Raw genomic sequence first — 18803 nt, 5'->3', positions numbered from 1 at the left:
GTAGTTCTCTATTTTTTGGAAATAGCCATGTCTCTCCGTAAAGAGCTTGAAGCTTACATCGCTAAGAAAGGCAATTCTCCACATGATGTAATGAAGAAAAAATTTTTCCGAGAAATCATTGACTTAATCAAAGATAAAAAGCTGACTGTAGAGAGGCTAACCGAAAAATTAGCTTCACTGAAGCCAGAAGATCGTGAATTGCTGTTTTGGTTGGGAAGTAAAGCAGGTAAATCACCTAACTCGCAAGCGGCTCTATGGGTTGCAGCACTTTACCGCACCCTCAATGTTCCATTAGATGATATCTCATTGGCGATTATTGTAGCTGAAGATATCTCTGGTCCAAATAAAACAACATTAATTAAATATAATTATCATTTTTGGCAAAAAAACCGCTTATCGAAAGAGGGTAAAAGTGCTCTTGATCGTGAATTAAAGGGCTTGCTGGGGGTCGATGGCTTGCAATATCAGCATAAGTCTTTGGCGCAAAGTTTGGAAAAATGTTATGAGTCTGGGTTTTACGAACTTGAACGACAATTAGAAAGGTTATCAGACGTTGCTCCCGAATATATTCCTCAAGTAGTGAGTGAACTTTACAATCTTTATATAGAGAAACCCAAGCATGAACTTGGAGAAGAGAAAGCCCTACAATTGATAGAACAATTAGTGGTGCTTGTTAACAAAAATCAAGAATTATTTAAACCTTTAAGTAATTCACATCCTCAAATTGCCGCCGCTTTAATTAAGCAGCAACCCAGACGTTTCTTCGAGCTTTCTCAGGCTATGCAGCAAGAAGTGCATCAATTATTGCATCAGGAGCCTGGATTTTTTGAAAGTGTAGTTAATTTCATAAAGGAAATGCCCTTCTTTAATGGGGGCACTCAATTTAATGAGAGATTAAAACTACTCCAAAGTGCTAGTCTCCGTAATCAAGCAGCAGCACCAAACCATGAAAATCATGAATTATTTGTTGAACTTAAAGACAAGTTATATGAGCGTTTAGCCCCCGGAAGCAATCAATTGATTGCCAAGCATCAAGCAATATCTGCTCTTGAAGAGATAGATGCCTATCTACTCAAGGGGCCTAATAAATATAAAACCAAATTTTTCCAAAAATTGGCTACAGATATTGCTAAAGAAGGGCTGACGGTCGAGGTACTTAATAAACACCTAGGAAGTTCAAATAAAAAGGAATTATTTGCAAGCTGGGGTGGTGCTCAGAATTCTCGGGCGGCGGGGTTAATGTTTCAACTCTACAAATTGGCAAATATGACAAGCCAAGATGAAGATGTTGCCCACATGAGAAGAAATCTACTTGATCCACAAGGTGATGAAATATCTGAGATGTTAGATATGGCTAGCCGCAAAAAAAATTTCCTTGAGGAGAAGATTGACCAGGTATTACGGCATCCTGAACAAACCAATAACCATTCTCCGCTTGAAAAAAAGATTACTGAAATGGTGCAAGAATACGAGATGGTTGGCCAATTCGCCCAACAAGCGGCAGGCAGAGGAAAAGCGTCTGCTGAGGCTATTTATCATAATTATCTCGTGAAAAAAGGTCTGGCTCAGGCTCGTGCCAATATAAAACAAAAACATTTGATTTTTGATCCCCAGGGACACGTTATTATTCCAGTGAAATTGGATGAAGACGATTATGCGAAAATTTGTGCGCTAATTAGCAATCAAGACAATGGAACTAAGAAGGATTTGGAAAAGCTGCTTGGCACGACGCTTACAACGACAACACTTTGTAATCTTGATATAGCTCATGTCGAAGAGTTCAGAGCAGCTTTTAAAGAAAAGGTTGATCCTTCCAAGAGCCTGGATAAAGTTCTTGATGATTATTTGAGCTCTGACGATAGGACTAGTGTCAGTGCTTTGCAAGCAGAAATGATGATGCACGTCTCTTTAAGTCTTCGTGGGTTAGAGCAAACAGTCTTAGATAATAACCCTAGCTTACTTCATCAAGGCCAGTTACTTAATGAAAACCAACGTGCTGAGCTTATGGCTGAAATAAATACCAAGGTTTTGGCGAAGTTTAAGGATATTTTACAGAAAGTTAGTGGCTCCCAAGGCATTGATTATATTGAGCTCAATAAGCAATTGGACGAGGCTCGTATAGAGTTGGCAGCTGCATCACGACAAGAGTTGGTCAATGCATTATTTAACTCAGGAAGAGATTTTACGGCATTGAGCGAAATATTCTCTGAAAAATTAGATGACCATGCTTTTACATCGACGACTGCTACTGGCTGGGATTTCTTATGGACTGATATCAGCAATGAAAGTGCTGTTCATATCAGTGCTACCGAGAAAACGGCCCATGATAAAAAAATTGGTGCTAAAGAGCTGGCGGTGCGTGTAATCTCTCGTTCTCATTATAATCCTGAAGATAACTCAGTAGCTCCCTATGAAGATCGCACTGTTGAAGCCCGAGTCCCTTCAATCGCTGTGAAATCTGTAGGACATGCAACCGCAGTGCAAGATGTGGCTGCTAAACTTAAGTATGTACATGAAATATTAGTAGCAAGAAAACCAGGGTATACTGGGCCCGTTGTTTATAATTTGCTAACATCACTGCACTCTAAACCTTTTGATACGTTATTTGATTCTGCTAATAGGCAGCGCGCTAGCGCTGCACGTATCATGAAGGGTTCTCATCTTTATAATTGGAGGCAATTGAGTCGTGGTGAGGTAAATGCTTTAGTTTATGTGCAAAACATCCCTGTAAACCAACACACCAATGAGTTAAGTTATACTGCTTATGATGGAGCTACTAGAGAAGCTGCTGTCATGACTGATTTGGCACTATTGGCAACGTTTAACCAGCATGCAGCAGTTTTTCCTCCTGCCTTGCGTCAAAGTATTACAGCAACATTTAATGTTTCCCATACCCGTTATCTACGCTTTCTCCCACAAGCAAAAGACGGTGATCATTACTTCAAAGACTCCGTTGATGGTAAATGGATGATGGAGGATTTAATAAAAAAGAAAGCGGCGTGGAAGGAGTTAGAGCCTATGACTCCTGCAGAAGATATGCCTTCTTTGGCAGTGCAGGCGCTATTTAAAATAATGGCCAATAATGAACATCAAAATAAACAATTCGGCATGCTCGCACAATCACTATCCGTATATGTCGAAGAGATGTCATTAGCCGGATGTAAAAGTGCAAATGAGCGGGAGCAGGCAGTAGCAGGACGAGTAGGTTTACTAAAGAGTATTAATCCAGCCAATATTGAAAAATTATCTTACGAAAAGCGTGATGTTATTAAAGCAATGGCAGACTATGTTTCTGGAACAGGTAGTGTAGATGCTTTACAACAAAGTATAGATAGTGCCTATAATAAGCATAATCTTCATGGAGCAGTTGCCTCCGTTAGCATGGAAGACCAAGCAGCAGCTTCCAAGGTTAAAGCGACCAGAAATAAAAAGCGTGGGGTTGTTTGTGAGATCAATACTAATTATGCAGAGTCTGGATTTCTAGAGCGGTTATCGCAAAATAATACTGATGCTATGCAAGCACATAAAGCTCACTTAGCCACAGAGTTTAAAGAGCTTTGTAAAACAAAAGTTGCCGAAATGCATGCAAGCAATGCCCTTATAATCCACTAAGCTTAAACTAGTTTTGTAATCAAGACTCCTTATAAGGAGTCTTGATTCAGTTGTGAGTTGAAGGTTAGTAATATTCAACAGTAGTGGTTGTTACATCCACCGGTTCTGTATCAACAATATTAACTGAATCATAAACTATTGGCGTTGTTACCACAGGCGCAACGACTGTTGAGCCACAGCAGCTGGGAGTGGTAATTACCGCAGCGGTAGAAGTGGGACAACATCTGTTAGGTGTTTTAACGATGGTAGCACAACACCGTTTAGTAACAACGGGAGTAGTAACAACACGGGTTGTAACAACAGGAGTAACACTGACTTGTTTATACTCAACCACATCAGTGTTTGTATAACCACAAGCTGTCAAAATGACTGACATAGGCACTAATGCTATCCGTTTCATAATTGACCTCAAGTCTGCTTCGGTAGATAAATTGTAGAATATTTGAGCAGTTTTTGCCAGTTACTGGTAATCTTGTGGAGCTTTACCATTATGATAATAAAGGAAAGTTAGTAGTTGAGCTACCGCTACATACAGCTTAGGTGGAATTTCCTTATTTAATTCTACTTGAGCGAGTAGCCCTGTTAATTGCCCATCGTGTTGTAAAGGAATTCCATGCTCTTTGGCAATCTTAATAATTTGTTCAGCAATAATGCCGTCTCCTTTGGCGGTTACTTTGGGGGCGGATTTGCCATCATAGCGTAAGGCGACTGCTTGCATTTTTTCTTTTTTCATATTCTTATATCCAATAGACGTAAGTTGCTGGTATCTATTTCTTCCTCAGTTAATAAGCCTAAATGAACATTCCAGCTGCTTAAAGTTAACTCTAATTCCTGCAAAAGTTCGCCAAAAGTCTGTTGATTATCCGATAGGAATTCAACAGTTTCTGCTTTATCAGTATGGATTTGAATATCAATGGTTTTGTCTTGCAATGTTACTTTAGCCTGTATATCTCCAAGGTTGTTAAAATGAGCGGCAAAACTAATGGACCAGCTTGAGACCGTTGTCGTATTTTGTTTGCGCTGCTCCTCAATTTTGAGCGGAATAACCTCAAGACCTGTTAGTGTTTTTATAGGGAGTTCAAGCATAACACTGTAAGGCTCATCTGGGGGGCTTAGTAAATGTAAAAGTTGGTTGGTTTCAATTCTGGCTATAGTTTTACCAGTATGCTCATATAACATTGCTAAAATATGTTCAATGGTTTGCCCCGCATAAGAAAGCGTGGGTAGGCCTCGAAGAGGTTGAGGGATACTGCCTGGTAATGGCAATTTATCAGGTTCATAGGGGGTGGTTGAATTCGCTAAGCGAGGTAAAGCAGGCAACTGCTCATTTAGCAAATTAAATAAACGCAGGCATTGCCCCTTAAAGTCTAGATTTAATAATTCTCGAGAGCTTTCTTTACGCCAGTGTAATAAAGTATTTTCCCAAAAAATGCCACTGTAGTTGATTGCTTGACCCAATTGCTGAGGTAGCTGTGTTAATGGCGAAATACTGACTAATAGCTGCTGGATTTGTCGATGAATACCCGCTGGTAAATTAGGAAGGGTTGCTAAACCACTTAAGGAGGATAATAAATAAGTGGGTGAGGCTTGGTGCGGTAGGATTTGCATTAATGCAGTATGCAGAGGGTTTGATTGCGGTGGACTGCGCAAAACTTGCAGTATTGTTTCACCCGCAGTTTGTAATACTTTCACTTGTAATAATTCACCGGGATCTACATGGTGTGAAGTTCTGGCATTAATGTTTTGGCCATTAATGTTGATAAGTACTTGGTTCTCACTCAACGCTTTTACCACAACAGTCTTTAATATTTGTCCAACATAAAGTTCTGTGGCAGCTTTTGTCAGCTTTAGTTCTTGCATGGGCTCCAGTCTGACTATCGGAGTGCTATTTGACATATCAACAGCCATATTTCTCCCTTTGACTTAATTTACTTGTCTTTTATAAAGGCATTTAACTATACTGATGCCCACTGTATCGGCTGAGATATCAATCACTTGATGCTGACCAGAAAGGATATCACCCCTATAGGGGATACTAAGACAGGGTGTAAAAAATGCTAGATAGAGCCAGTGTAGTCGATGAACAATTTATCAAGCGTATAAAGAACGCAGATTTCCCAACAATTAGAAGCTCTACCTTGCCCGCAGATGTAGGCATGGATAAGAAAACGGCCATTGAATTATTTGACTCACAAATTAAATCGCGGTTACTTGATCTCATTGCTCGCCAATTAAAAGAAAAGGGTTTGTCTTATTACACCATAGGTAGCAGTGGTCATGAAGGAAATGCAGTCTTTGGCAAGATTTTTAGAGCCAGCGACATGGCTTTTTTGCATTATCGCAGTGGAGCGTTTTATTTACAGCGAGCCAAACAGCTTTCAAGCACTGATGGTGTAAGGGATATCCTATTATCCTTAGTAGCTGCTGCTCAAGATCCCATTGCTGGGGGGCGCCATAAGGTATTTGGCAGCATTCCTCTAACGATTCCACCACAAACATCGACGATTGCTTCTCATTTGCCTAAGGCATTAGGGACAGCCTTGTCGATTACTCGAGCCAAAGAGTTAGCGATTAGCAGTAAGTTGCCCGCTGATGCGGTTATTTTGTGTTCTTTCGGTGATGCTTCAACCAATCATGCGACAGCACAAACAACACTTAATGCCTGTTCTTGGATTGCGATACAACCTTATCCTCTGCCTTTAGTTTTTATCTGTGAAGATAATGGAATTGGTATTTCAGTGCCTACACCAAGTACCTGGATTGAGACTTCTGTAAAGCAACGTCCAGGTTTACATTACATAAGTTGTGATGGATTAAATATTGCTGATATTTATCAAAAAGCCCAGGACGCTCAATATCTGGCAAGAATAAAAAAACAACCTGTATTTTTACACATGAAATGCGTGCGTTTATTAGGACATGCTGGTTCTGATATCGAATCACAATACAATACACAGTCTGAAATTGAACAACGAGAAGCAAACGATCCCTTGTTGTATACGGCAGCAATACTAAATCGTGAGGGGTGGATGACGACAAAAGCCATGATCGATTTATATCAAGATAACCGTGCCCTTATTGAGGCCAAGGCAATGGAGGCCATTCATTTACCGAAAATGACTAGTGCTAAAGAGGTTATGTCTTCCCTGGTACCGAAAGTGCGGAATAAACGAGCTTATTTACCTCCCGATGAATCAAGACGACAGCAAGTTTTTGGTAGTAGTTATAACCAGCTAACGATGAAACGTAACCTTTGCCAGAACATCAATTTCGCCTTAACGGATTTGATGATGCAATATCCAAATATGTTGATATTTGGAGAAGATGTTGGCAAAAAAGGGGGGGTATATCGTGTTACCGCGGACTTACAAGCACGTTTCGGTCAAAGACGTGTGTTTGATTCTCTACTCGATGAAACGACTATCTTAGGCACGGCAATCGGTTTGGCTCACAATGGTTTTTTACCTGTCCCGGAGATCCAATTTTTAGCTTATTTGCATAATGCTGAAGATCAATTGCGGGGTGAAGCCTCAACATTGTCTTTCTTTTCTAATGGTCAATATCAAAATCCGATGGTGCTACGCATAGCTTCTTTAGCTTATCAAAAAGGCTTTGGCGGGCATTTTCACAATGATAACTCTATTGCTGTATTACGGGATTTGCCGGGGGTGATAGTGGCTTGTCCTTCAAATGGCCCTGATGCGGCGATGATGCTGCGTAGCTGCATGAAACTAGCCCATCAAGAAGGCCGTGTAGTTGTCTTTTTGGAGCCCATCGCTTTATATATGACCAAGGATTTACATGAAGTCGGAGATAATGGCTGGTTATTTGAATACCCGCCAATTGATAAAGTCATTGAAGCAGGTGAAGTAGGTGTTTATGGTGAAGGAGATACCGTTATCCTTACCTATGCCAACGGCTATTATTTATCAAGGCAAGCGGCAAAACTTTTAAAAGAACAGCATAATATCGATGTGAAATTAATCGATTTACGTTGGTTAAGTCCCCTTCCTGCCGAAGCAATCATTCGCGAAGTCGCAAAAGCGAAGCGTGTCTTGATAGTTGATGAAGGGCGTCAAAGTGGTTCAGTAAGTGAAGGTTTAATGACTTTATTGATGGAGCAGGCACCCAACCGTTTAAAAATAAAACGAATTACAGGGGAAGATTGTTTCATCCCATTAGGTACTGCTTGGCAGTATTTGTTGCCTAGCCGAGATTCAATTGTCGCGGCGGTTTTGGCATTACATTCAGTTAAAAGGGAGAAGGAACGTGGACGACTTGTTATTTCTTGACGAACAATTGCACGATGATGAGCGTATGATTCGCGACAGCGTTTCGCGTTTTGTAAATCAAGATGTTATACCGCTAATGGCCGAAGCTTTTGAGCATGGTGCATTCCCTAAGGAATTGATAAAAAAATCAGCAGAATTGGGGTTGTTAGGCTTGACTTTACCTGCCGAATACGGTGGCGCTGAAGCTTCTTACGTTTCTTATGGCTTGGTATGCCAGGAATTAGAACGTGGTGATAGTGGTTTGCGTAGCTTTGTTTCCGTACAAAGTTCATTATGCATGTATCCTATTTTTCGTTATGGTAATGAAGAGCAAAGAAAGCGTTTTTTACCTGCAATGGCTGCTGGTGAAGTGATAGGCTGCTTTGGTCTGACTGAGCCTGATTCGGGTTCCGACCCAGCCAGTATGCGGACTCACGCTAAAAAAGTAGAAGGTGGCTGGCGTTTGAACGGTGCTAAAATGTGGATTACCAATGCTCCCATTGCGGATATCGCCATAGTATGGGCTAAAACAGAAGCAGGAATTCGTGGTTTTATTGTCGAAAAAGAATTTGAGGGATTTAGCACCCCGGAAATAAAGCAAAAAATGTCACTACGGGCTTCGATTACCGGTGAAATAGTGCTTGAAGATGTATTTGTACCTGATGAAAATCTGTTGCCTGCCAGTGATAAAGGTTTAGGCGCTGCTCTTAGTTGTTTAAGCCAGGCACGTTATGGTATAGCTTGGGGGGCGATGGGGGCTGCAATGGCTTGTTTTGATATTACGCGCGATTATTTACTTGAACGGAAGCAGTTTGATAAGCCGCTGGCATCTTTCCAATTAATCCAAAAAGATTTGGCAACGATGTATACGGAAATTATTAAAGCGCAGTGCCTTAATTTGCAGATTGGGCGTTTAAAAGATCAGCAACGTGAAACGCCGGTAATGATTTCTTTGGCAAAAGGGAATGCTTGTCGGGAAGCATTAAAGATTGCCCGTGCTTGTCGTAATTTATTGGGAGGTAATGGAATCAGCCTTGAGTATCATGTCATTCGTCATATGCTGAACTTGGAGTCAGTCTTTACCTACGAAGGCACCGACAATGTGCATACCCTCGTACTGGGGCGGCATATTACTGGTATTAATGCTTTTGGTTAGCCCTCTTCAAAATTAAGGGCAGTAACTGCCCTTAAAACTATTTAAATCGTTGCAACTATAATTAAATAAAGACTATTCGATAGTTGAGACGAAAATGAGTGACTTAGAGAAGTTAACAGAAGATACATTAATTCAACCAGAGCTCGATTTTGGTGAGGAGCTGGAGTTAGAAGGAAGCTCTAATCAATTAAATCAGAATCAATTTATCGGTGGTGATGAAGTTAATTTACTTGGAGACGGCGTTCCTGGTTATGAAACGACAGGAGAAACAGATCCTGAAGATGAAGTTGCCAACAATCTACCTTCTCCCTAAGATTGCCGCCACTATACGTTAGGTTTTAATGACATAACCTGTTCGTCTACTTTGTTATCTTTGGAAACATCAATGATAGATACCCCCTAATGGAAACCTACTAATTGTTGATGAGCTTCAGTTTTATAATTTGGATCATGCAGGTGAAACCATAAATATTCGTTGACGTGTTCTTTATTAAAATTGGCGATCATTAGTTTAACTTTAGTACATTATGCTATTTTATGTGCCTTGCTTGAAGACATGGAATGCCACTTAATGACTCGTTTGTATAATATATGATTAAATGGTATCATGTTTATTCAGTTTTGTTTGAGTTAACGAATCAAATGAATAAATTTAATTTTATCTTTTGGGGAATTCTTTTTGGTGCGAACAGTTTTGCTGCTACTCCTGCACCTGTCTTTAGTCCTTATGCGGACCTTACGATAAACACTTATTGGGACTCACAGACTCAAAGCATGGAACCCATGGATTTGGCAAAGATTGCTGCAGACAATGGTATTAAAGCCTATCATTTGGCATTCATCACCGACAGCGGTAGTTGTCAGCCTGCATGGGGGGCACAAGCTGATTATGAAATTAACACCAAATGGGCCAAACGCCTTACCGATCGCTTAACTCAACATGGGGTTGATGTTGCTGTTTCTTTCGGTGGAGCAAGTGGTACTGATATTTCTTTTAATTGCGACAAAAATCAGCTTGTTGCTATATTTGAAAAAGTTGTTACTACTTATCAAGCGAAGACTTTGGATTTTGATATTGAAAACGGAACTGCCGATGTGCCGAAATTGATGCAAGCGCTTCGGGTATTCCAACAAAAAAATCCAAAGATTAAACTGAGTTTCACCCTCCCTGTAATGCCTGAAGGTTTAACCTTCCAAGGAAAAGAGGTTTTAAACGCGGCGAAAGCGGCCAATCTAAATTATCTCGTTAATATTATGGCAATGGATTATGGCCCAGCGTATACAGGCGATATGGGAAACTATGCCATCGATGCGGCAACTGCACTACATGACAATTTGCAAGCCTTATATCCTGAAAAAAAGGTAGAAATACTTTGGCAACAGATTATAGTGACTCCTATGATTGGCGTTAACGATGTTAACCCAGAACAGTTTACTCTCGCGAATGCGGATACTCTAAGACAATTCGCACAAACTAAAGGTCTAGGTGGTTTAGCCATGTGGTCTATCGCCAGAGATAAACCCTGTGCTGACAAATGGGCAAGCCCCACTTGCAGTGGGAATAGATTACAAACCAAAGACTATGAATTCGTGAAGCATTTCCTGAACACGAATCTCAAACAAACCCAAGAACCATAAGCACTCTCAATTTAAAGATGCCAACTTTTGCAGTTGGCATAAGTTCTCAAAAGTAACTATCCTCTAGATAGTATGCTTCTAATCTTGTTATTTGTACCCAGACAAGTTATTATGCGCATCCAATCGGGGCGTAGCGCAGCCTGGTAGCGTACTAGCATGGGGTGCTAGTGGTCGAAGGTTCAAATCCTTCCGTCCCGACCATAAAATACCCCTTAGAATCAGTAAGTTAGCTATTAAATTTAAACCTCCTCTTCTCTGATAAAAATTCTTGGCTACACTTCTGGCTACACTTTTCGGCTCTTCCCAATTTCCTGGGCGTTAATCAAGGACACAGAGCTGCTCAAATTTGGCTCTTCCCCATTTCCGGGGCACTAATCAAACCTTAACCCTTAATCTGTAATTTTCAAAATTTCTAAACCCATAAGCACGTCGTTGTATCAATTTATTCATAACTTGTGCTGTTGCAGCCAATACTCAAGCAAACCAACTTGCCACAGCTTGGAAATACCTGAAGGCGTAAAATTCTTCGCTGAGTTTGTAAATAAGCTTTGAACTGTTTGTAAATTAAAAATACCTCTCTGTTTTATGTTTTCAGGAGAAAGTACTTCACGCATTAACTCCAAAGTATTTCCCTCTAAATACTTCAACGCTGGAACTGGAAAATATCCTTTAGGACGATCTACAATTTGTTTAGGAAGCATTTTTCTTCCAAGCTGTTTTAAGATATATTTACCTCTTTGGGGTAATTTATATTGAAGGGGCATAGAAGTTGCAAGTTTGAGCATCTCTTCATCCAAAAAAGGTACTCTTGCTTCGAGACTTGCTGCCATTGTCATATTATCAACTCGGCTTAAAGGACCGTTCGCTAATGCGAAGGTACTTTCATATTTAAGTAAATTATCAATTGGGTTTTTAGAATTATTTGTTTCACAAAGCTTAATTAAAAAATCCGAAGCATGAAATGTTGTTTGAAAATCTGGCATTACAAGTTGCTGATATTCTTTAAAAGAGCGATCTGCTACTTTGTTAAAAATTATTTGCGCTGACTGTGATGGTAAAGCTGGACTTACATGTATATTTTGAAACCAATGATAACCTGCAAAAATCTCGTCTGCGCCTTGGCCTGAAAGAACTACTTTAACATATTTGGATACCTCATGTGACAGAAGATAAAAGCCAATATTGTCATGACTCAACATAGGTTCTGACATTGCAGAAATACAATTTCCTAATGAATAGGCTAATTGCTTATTTGAAATAAAAATTTGCTGATGCTGTGTATTAAATTCTGAAGCAATGAGATTCGAATACAAGAATTCATCTCCTTGCTCTCCATTTGCACTTTCAAACCCAATAGAGAATGTTTGAATTTCTTGTTGTCTAAGTTGGGAAGCTATCGCCACAAGTAATGAAGAATCTAAACCTCCAGAAAGTAAGATACCCACAGGAACATCTGCCGCTAGTTGGCGATGCGTTGTTGATTTTAATGCTTCATAAGTTTTTTTTATCCAATAATTTTCATCACGATAATGATCTGCATTTGTATTATCGAATTTCAAATCCCAATAACGTTCCTCTTCAATTTTTCCATCTGGATGGACGGTCATTAGAAAACCTGGAGAGAGTTTTTTTACACCAGATAAGATGGTAAGCGGTTCAGGAACCGCATGAAAGGTTAGGTAATAGTGAAGTGCAACTCTATCAATTGATGTATTGACATTACCAAATTCAATTAAAGCAGGTAATGTGGATGCAAATTTGAATCCATAGTTTGCATCAGCAGAATAATAAAGTGGTTTAATGCCTAATCGATCACGGGCAAGTATCAATTTACCTGTATTTTGTTCCCAGATTGCAAAAGCAAACATACCATAGATACGATGTACACAATTTTTTCCCCAAGCATGGTAGGCCTTAAGAAGTACCTCTGTATCACTATTGGAAATAAAAGAGTATCCTTTAGATTTTAGAACATCACGTAACTCAGTAAAATTATAAATTGCTCCATTAAAAACCAACGCCAAACCTAAATCTGAATCAACCATGGGTTGCATTCCTAGATTTGTTAAATCAAAAATTTTAAGTCTTCTATGCCCCAGCGCCAAACTTTTCGTCAGGTATATATGACCGTCATCAGGCCCTCGGTTAAACTGCCTAAGTAGAGCTTTTTCTAGATTAATAAGAGGAATATTTCTTTTATTGAATTGGAATTCACCGGCAATACCACACATTGTTACTTCTCCTTTGTTACAGTTTTGCAGATAAAACGCTAGATTCATCTACCTGGGGCACATCTGTTTTTAATGGTTTAAAAAATAATAGGCGTGGTTTATCACAGAACTTAGTAAATTCTTCCTGCTCCTGATGTTTCAGAGTTTTCTGTAAGATTCTTTTGGAACCTTCATTTGAAGGGTGAACTGTAGCAACGATTTCTTTAATGTTCTTTTCTAAGGTTTCATTCTCACTTTCAGAAATAATATGTTTTATAAACTTTTTCCCTAAGATTGCAATTTCAGTTCCATAACCTTTTCCCCAAAAAGCGTGATCAATAATATAAGCAATTTCACCGACATTTTGATGGCCGACTCCCACATGGGAGAAATCATCTAAAGAATGTTTTATGTGGAGATAACCAATAAATTCTTGAGTAGTTGAATGGTAAATCGAAAGCACCGAGAATTTGTTACCAGAGTTCCAACGTTTCGTTTCATCCTGTATGAACTTTTTTACGGCAGAGGATTCCCAGGTCTTTCCTTCACCAAACATCTTTATATTTTCAGGGGTCTCTAAAAGAGGAGTATATTTATCAATTAAAAAGCTCTCTTCATCTTGATTAAGGGATCTGGCCTCTAACCTATTCGAATAAATGGTGTAATGATTCAATTCGCTTTTAATCGTTACATTCCCCAATTTTTTTGATGTATAAGTTACTTGTTTCATTATTATTTTCCTCCTCGATTATTTTTATTAAACAGCGGTTCCCATCAAGGGGTTGTAATGGCAGATTCGAGTCTGTATAGAGGTGTTTGAAGTAAGAACTCACTGACGTTATGTTTCACAATATCTTTAAGGGAATGATTGTGAGCAAATACTTTACGTTGTCGTTCAGAACTTGTCCCTGAATTCATAATCACTTCAAGAGTAGAAAAATAAGTTTGATAATCCAATTTTTTAATGTAAGGTTTTAATTTTTCAAACCATTCATGGATGTCTTCGCGCATCAATTTGGTTTTACCTTCGGTGTTTATTACTAATTCAGCATCCAAACCGTAACGAATGGCCCTCCATTTGTTTTCACGAGAAAGCCAATAAGGAGGATAGGCTACTGATTCAAGCCAACTTCCATTATCAGCAAACCAATAGGCAAGTGTATGAATCAAGGCAACTAAAGCAAGCGTCTCTGATAAAGTGGCTGCTCCATCACAAACACGAATTTCTAATGTTCCAAATCCAGGACTTGGTCTTAAATCCCACCATAAGTCTTTAAGCGATTTAATCGAACCACATAATTTTAATGACTTATATAAATGCTCAAAATCTTGCCATGTTCGCACATGATAGGGTTGTCCTGCAGTTGGTAATGCTTCATAAGTAGTTGGTCTGCAAGAGGAAAGCCCTGTATCTATTCCTTGCCAGAACGGAGAGCTTGAAGACAGCGCTAATAAATGAGGCAAAAAATACATAAAAAAATTGTTAAAACGAATGCAGTCTTCACCACTGGACATGCCAATGTGAACATGTAAGCCATATACGCTCATACGTCGGGTAAGCCATTGATTACGATCAATTAGCTCTTGATAACGAGTCGTAGGAGAGACTACCCAATCGGAGTATTTAGAGAAAGGGTGGGAACCGGTTGTGGAAAATAAAATCCCTAAATCCTTTGTTGCTAATTGTAGAGAAGAGAGTGTTTTATAAAGATCATCTTCAACTTCCTGAGCAGTGATGCATTTATCTGTAGTCACTTCTATAGTACTTAAATAAAACTCTTGTTTAATTTTTTCGAGATGGGCTGTAGCATTAAGTACATCAGTTGCTTTTGAGCATAAATTATAATTTTTAGAGTCAATGAGCTGGAGTTCAATTTCTACTCCTAATGTTAACACTCCATTACTATTAAAATAAATTTCTTCCTCTGTAGGAGTGCAGGTCAATTGCGATGCATCCCTGGTTGATTTTAAGAGTTTGTTAATTTGATTATCCATTCGATAACCTCCTTTGTTGATGATACTTGAGAATTACTAAAGTGACTGGCGTATTGAAAATTAATTTCAATATTATTTTTGAGGATACTTCTATAGTTATATTCAATACTTGGATACAATAGTTAATGCCCTTAAAAATCTATATCTGTTGAAATGATTTGTACACAAAGTATTTCTCATGGTACTGGGTAAATTAGTTCATTGCAATCGTTAATAGGTAAAGAATCATTCATGAGTGATATCGAGAAAAAATCGCTTGACAACAAAATCACAGCTGCTCAACAGTCAGAACAACGTTCCAAAAACATCATCCTTGCCTTACGAAAAATTATGCAGCAGATGGACTATCATTCCAGAAGATTAAACAAATGCTATGGTTTAACTGTTCCTCAAATAGTCTGTTTGTATGAAATTTATGAGAATGGAAGAATGACTATATCTGCTCTTTCAAAGAACATTTATTTATCAATGAGCACTATTGTAGGCGTAATTGACCGTCTAGAAGAAAAACAATTTGTTCATCGAACACGTGATATTCAGGACCGCCGTATTATTTACATTGATATTACAGAAAAGGGGAATGAATTTGTTTCTGCTGCTCCTTATCTTCTGCATAATAGATTGAACGATAACTTACAAGTTTTAACTGAAAAAGAACAAATAGCTCTTGCTAATTCAATCAATTTATTAGTCGATCTTTTAAGGGATATATAATGTTATTTTCTTAAATAAAAAAAATTCTGCAATATTATCCATGAAAATCTTTCTTTCGATGATTGCGTGCATACAGTTTTTTCACTAATGGACCGATAGTCAGCCCTTGAATCAAGATTGAAAAAACCACCACGATATAGGTCATCATTAAGATAGCTTCAAAGGTAAATTCATTTTCTTTTCCGATTATTATTGCCCAGAGAAAGCGCCAATGCTACCGAAATCCCTCCTCGTAATCCGCCCCAGGTGAGAATCTTGATACTATGCGGTGTGAATTTTAGTTGACGACGCATTAAAGTTAATGGCACTCCCACTGAAATCCAGCGCGCCAGTAGGACCACTGGAATCGCAATTATTCCAATCAACAAATATTGTTTATTGATAGTTAATACGAGCACTTCTAGGCCGATTAGAACGAAGAGTACGGCATTTAATATTTCATCGAGTAATTCCCAGAAGGTATCTAGATGTTTGCGTGTTTTATCAGACATTGCAAACTGTCGTCCATGATTACCAATAAGCAATCCAGCCACTACCATTGCAATGGGGGCTGAGATATGAATCCGCTCTCCTAACGCATATCCCCCCATTACAAGGGCAAGCGAGATAAGAATTTCAACCTGATAGTTGTCGATGGATTTTAACATTTTGTAGGCGATATAGCCGGTTACTAATCCAAACAAGGCACCTCCCATAGCTTCTGTAATAAACAGTATTAATAAATGTGAGATACTAAGTTCATGTGGGCTCGAGACAACTTCAAGAATGCCCAGAAAGAGTACAACACCTATTCCATCATTAAAGAGCGATTCTCCAGCGATTTTCATTTCTAAATTCTTAGGAGTGCCTAGGGTTTTTAAAATGCTCATCACAGCAATCGGATCAGTAGGTGAAATAAGAGCGCCAAAGAGTAGACAGTAGATAAAAGAAATCTGAATATTGATTAAATCGAGTAGCCAATACATTAGCAAACCTACAATGGCAGTGGAAATTAGGGTGCCGATGAAGGCTAGCACAGTGATAACGATTTTTTGTTCAGCAAGTTGGCTAATGTTAATATGAAGCGCACCAGCAAACAACAGAAAGCAAGCATTCCATGGAGTGAGGTATCATTAAAATTGATCTGCTCCAAGAAAACTTTAGAACCTGAAATAATTTCAGGCCAGATTGAACCAGATACATTCAAGCACAAAGAAAGTGCTAGGGCGATGGCCATCAGTCCGATTGTTGGAGGAAGCTTGAACGAGGTTTTAGTCGATTTTTTTTAGGCAGTGTGGCTGATAATATCATCCGTATAGCGACAGTACCAATTCTTTTAATTCGTGGTTCTGGTCATTAGATTTGCATAAGATACATAACTTTATTAATTATTAGGTCCGAAGATAATTATTAATTAAGTGATTGGGTAAATTTCTGCTACTTGGTTGTTATCCATAAAGATGAAATGCCAACAAACAGGAATAGCAGTTTTATCGCTAGTTATACGTGATCAGGAAATCACTTGTCATAAAATAAGGTATGAAAATCATTCCACGCTACGAAATTTTCATTTAGGATTACTAATTAGATATCCTATAGGCTCTAGGGATTTTATTTCATCACAGATCACTTTTGTTATTGCCAGTACGGGAAGCGCGAACATAATACCAGTTATTCCGAGTAATAATCCGCCAATTAACAACCCCAATATCACTGCAAAAGGGTTGACGCTCACTTGGCTGCCAACAATATTAGGAGTTAAAAAATTACCTTCAAGGAATTGTACAATTATAAAAATAATAATCACAGCAAAGGCATATCCAAACGATCCTTTTGTCAATAAAACAAATAAGGCAGGAAGTAGAGAACCGATAAAAATACCAATGTACGGGATAAGTATTAAAACAGCAGCCAATACACCAAACAAAATCGCATGTTCTACCCCTAAAAGCCAAAGCCCTAAAGTATTCAAAAGAGCAACGATGAAAATAATAAGAAGCAAACCAAATATATAATGACTGACAACAGATAGAATGCGAGTTAAAATCCGATTTAAATTGGAATGGTATTTCTCTTTAACTATTTTGAATAAAAATTTTTTAAAAAATTTTCGATAATTAAGGAAAAAAAATAATGCGATAATAAAAATTGATATTGAAGCAACAAGCGATGTGGTAAAAGATAACGTATGATTGAATAAAACCGTGCTGTTTTTAATTATTATTGTAAACAGTTCGTTCAGGAGAGAAGTCTGCTGCTCTTGGCTAATGCCAAAAAAATTACTAATCGAGCTTTGGATATAGGTTGGCATCGAGACCATATTTTGACTAATATGACCTAGCTTAAAATCGATATTTCGTATTTGAGCTTGAAAAAAAAGAATAAGGCCCGCTAAAACAATGACGAATGTAACCACTGAAATAAGAGAAGCCAAAAGACGAGGAACCTTAAATTTTTCAAGAAAAGTTGCAAATGGTTTTAAAGCCAAAGCTAAAATAAGCGCTGCGAGTAAAGAGTTAAATAAAGGGGCTGAGATAACCAGTATATAACCTGTAAGTAGGATATTTGCAATAAAATAAAAATACTTTTGTGAAAATGGAGTCATCATTTTTTAATTTCTCCAAGTTATTTGCTCAGCCTATACCTATTAAAATATACTCATAATCAAAAGGATAAAAGCCATTAAAGCCATCCCTATATCTTCCGTAAGGGTGACTGTAGATAAAGGCACATCTAGAACAGTACCCATACAAGGACAATTGATATCAAGTCCTTGTTGCAATCCCTTGATCACGCCAATGGCACCAATGGTTAAAATAATAATCGTGATGAGGTAGGTTAGTATTGGTAAAAAAAACGAGAGGTAGGCGAGGCCCAAAAGTAATTCAATCAAAGGATAACAATAAGCATAAATTCGGGAGCGTTTGGCGATAATATCGTACATCTCGAAGCCATCGGCAAAATCTAGGGGATGAAATAGTTTTAAGGTACTGAAAATTACCAGAAAAATACCCATAAAATAATGCATCCAGACCCGCATGTCGCCACCAATTTGCCAATTAATGCTTAGGGCTGCTAGTAATGAAATGATAATCAAAGAAATTAAAGGCCAGTATTTTTTTAATGATGGGTGATTTGATTGAGGTAGTGTTTAAATAACTGTGTCATCTCTTTTAACTTGTTATAATTTCAACACTTAAAAGAGGTGCCCATGAGTAAGAATAAAAA

At 38.4% G+C, this 18803-nt stretch carries 15 protein-coding genes, 1 tRNA gene and 2 pseudogenes; 8 read left to right on the top strand and 10 right to left on the bottom strand.

Features of this window, described 5'->3' with window-relative positions; genetic code table 11:
• Positions 1–27 precede the first annotated feature (27 nt).
• Positions 28–3612 carry a hypothetical protein gene (locus Lbru_RS14390; protein WP_058442833.1) on the top strand — a complete coding sequence of 1195 codons (3585 nt, stop codon included), beginning with the start codon at positions 28–30 and terminating at the stop codon, positions 3610–3612.
• A 64-nt stretch (positions 3613–3676) separates the two neighbouring features.
• Here Lbru_RS14390 and Lbru_RS14385 read toward each other — a convergent pair whose 3' ends face one another.
• The 3 genes from Lbru_RS14385 to Lbru_RS14375 are packed head-to-tail and all read right to left on the bottom strand — an operon-like array spanning position 3677 to position 5520.
• A complete protein-coding gene (locus Lbru_RS14385; protein ID WP_058442832.1) occupies positions 3677–4012 on the bottom strand; it encodes a hypothetical protein in 336 nt (111 codons plus the stop codon).
• 60 nt (positions 4013–4072) lie between these two features.
• A complete protein-coding gene (locus tag Lbru_RS14380; protein WP_058442831.1) occupies positions 4073–4345 on the bottom strand; it encodes an EscU/YscU/HrcU family type III secretion system export apparatus switch protein in 273 nt (90 codons plus the stop codon).
• Positions 4342–5520, bottom strand: coding sequence for a flagellar hook-length control protein FliK (locus tag Lbru_RS14375; protein WP_058442830.1), 1179 nt, complete (start codon positions 5518–5520; stop codon positions 4342–4344). Before Lbru_RS14375 ends, Lbru_RS14380 begins: the two co-directional genes overlap by 4 nt.
• Positions 5521–5666: 146 nt before the next feature.
• Here Lbru_RS14375 and Lbru_RS14370 point away from each other — a divergent pair, with 146 nt between their 5' ends.
• From Lbru_RS14370 to Lbru_RS14350, 5 genes are all read left to right on the top strand, one after another.
• Positions 5667–7904: a thiamine pyrophosphate-dependent enzyme gene (locus Lbru_RS14370; RefSeq protein WP_058442829.1), complete on the top strand. Its 2238-nt coding sequence runs from the start codon at positions 5667–5669 to the stop codon at positions 7902–7904.
• Entirely contained in the window at positions 7882–9039 is a 1158-nt protein-coding gene (locus Lbru_RS14365; protein ID WP_058442828.1) for an acyl-CoA dehydrogenase family protein, read from the top strand. Before Lbru_RS14370 ends, Lbru_RS14365 begins: the two co-directional genes overlap by 23 nt.
• Positions 9040–9133: 94 nt before the next feature.
• Positions 9134–9352, top strand: coding sequence for a hypothetical protein (locus Lbru_RS14360; protein WP_058442827.1), 219 nt, complete (start codon positions 9134–9136; stop codon positions 9350–9352).
• Between the two features lie 329 nt (positions 9353–9681).
• Entirely contained in the window at positions 9682–10677 is a 996-nt protein-coding gene (locus tag Lbru_RS14355) for a chitinase (protein ID WP_058443165.1), read from the top strand.
• A gap of 124 nt (positions 10678–10801) precedes the next feature.
• Positions 10802–10878 (top strand) — tRNA-Pro (locus Lbru_RS14350).
• A gap of 174 nt (positions 10879–11052) precedes the next feature.
• Here Lbru_RS14350 and Lbru_RS17275 read toward each other — a convergent pair.
• The 4 genes and pseudogenes from Lbru_RS17275 to Lbru_RS14335 form a co-directional block, all read right to left on the bottom strand.
• Positions 11053–11121 (bottom strand): annotated as a pseudogene (locus Lbru_RS17275) (transposase); the annotation flags it as partial.
• Between the two features lie 2 nt (positions 11122–11123).
• Complete coding sequence (locus Lbru_RS14345; RefSeq protein WP_058442826.1) at positions 11124–12908, bottom strand: N-acetylglutaminylglutamine amidotransferase; 1785 nt, start codon at positions 12906–12908, stop codon at positions 11124–11126.
• A 16-nt stretch (positions 12909–12924) separates the two neighbouring features.
• The gene (locus Lbru_RS14340; RefSeq protein ID WP_058442825.1) at positions 12925–13617 is read right to left on the bottom strand and encodes a GNAT family N-acetyltransferase; all 693 of its coding nucleotides are present in this window, start codon (positions 13615–13617) and stop codon (positions 12925–12927) included.
• Between the two features lie 44 nt (positions 13618–13661).
• Positions 13662–14882, bottom strand: coding sequence for a carboxylate-amine ligase (locus tag Lbru_RS14335; protein WP_058442824.1), 1221 nt, complete (start codon positions 14880–14882; stop codon positions 13662–13664).
• A gap of 231 nt (positions 14883–15113) precedes the next feature.
• Here Lbru_RS14335 and Lbru_RS14330 point away from each other — a divergent pair, with 231 nt between their 5' ends.
• Positions 15114–15596, top strand: coding sequence for a MarR family winged helix-turn-helix transcriptional regulator (locus tag Lbru_RS14330; protein ID WP_058442823.1), 483 nt, complete (start codon positions 15114–15116; stop codon positions 15594–15596).
• Positions 15597–15766: 170 nt separating this feature from the next.
• On the opposite strand, the gene Lbru_RS14325 is transcribed toward Lbru_RS14330, so the two are convergent.
• Positions 15767–16675 (bottom strand): cation:proton antiporter, encoded by a 909-nt coding sequence (locus Lbru_RS14325; protein WP_238583896.1) that lies wholly within the window; start codon positions 16673–16675, stop codon positions 15767–15769.
• Between the two features lie 164 nt (positions 16676–16839).
• Between Lbru_RS14325 and Lbru_RS17865 the strand changes: the two are divergent.
• Positions 16840–16935: pseudogene (locus tag Lbru_RS17865) on the top strand (universal stress protein); the annotation flags it as partial.
• Between the two features lie 207 nt (positions 16936–17142).
• On the opposite strand, the gene Lbru_RS14320 reads toward Lbru_RS17865, so the two are convergent.
• Together Lbru_RS14320 and Lbru_RS14315 are read right to left on the bottom strand one after the other, a co-directional pair.
• A complete protein-coding gene (locus Lbru_RS14320; RefSeq protein WP_058442822.1) occupies positions 17143–18183 on the bottom strand; it encodes an AI-2E family transporter in 1041 nt (346 codons plus the stop codon).
• Between the two features lie 39 nt (positions 18184–18222).
• A complete protein-coding gene (locus Lbru_RS14315; RefSeq protein WP_338011175.1) occupies positions 18223–18603 on the bottom strand; it encodes a MauE/DoxX family redox-associated membrane protein in 381 nt (126 codons plus the stop codon).
• Between the last annotated feature and the right edge of the window lie 200 nt (positions 18604–18803).

The organism is Legionella brunensis, assembly GCF_001467025.1.
Classification (GTDB): Bacteria; Pseudomonadota; Gammaproteobacteria; order Legionellales; family Legionellaceae; genus Tatlockia; species Tatlockia brunensis.
This window is presented reverse-complemented; position numbering and strand designations above follow the sequence as displayed.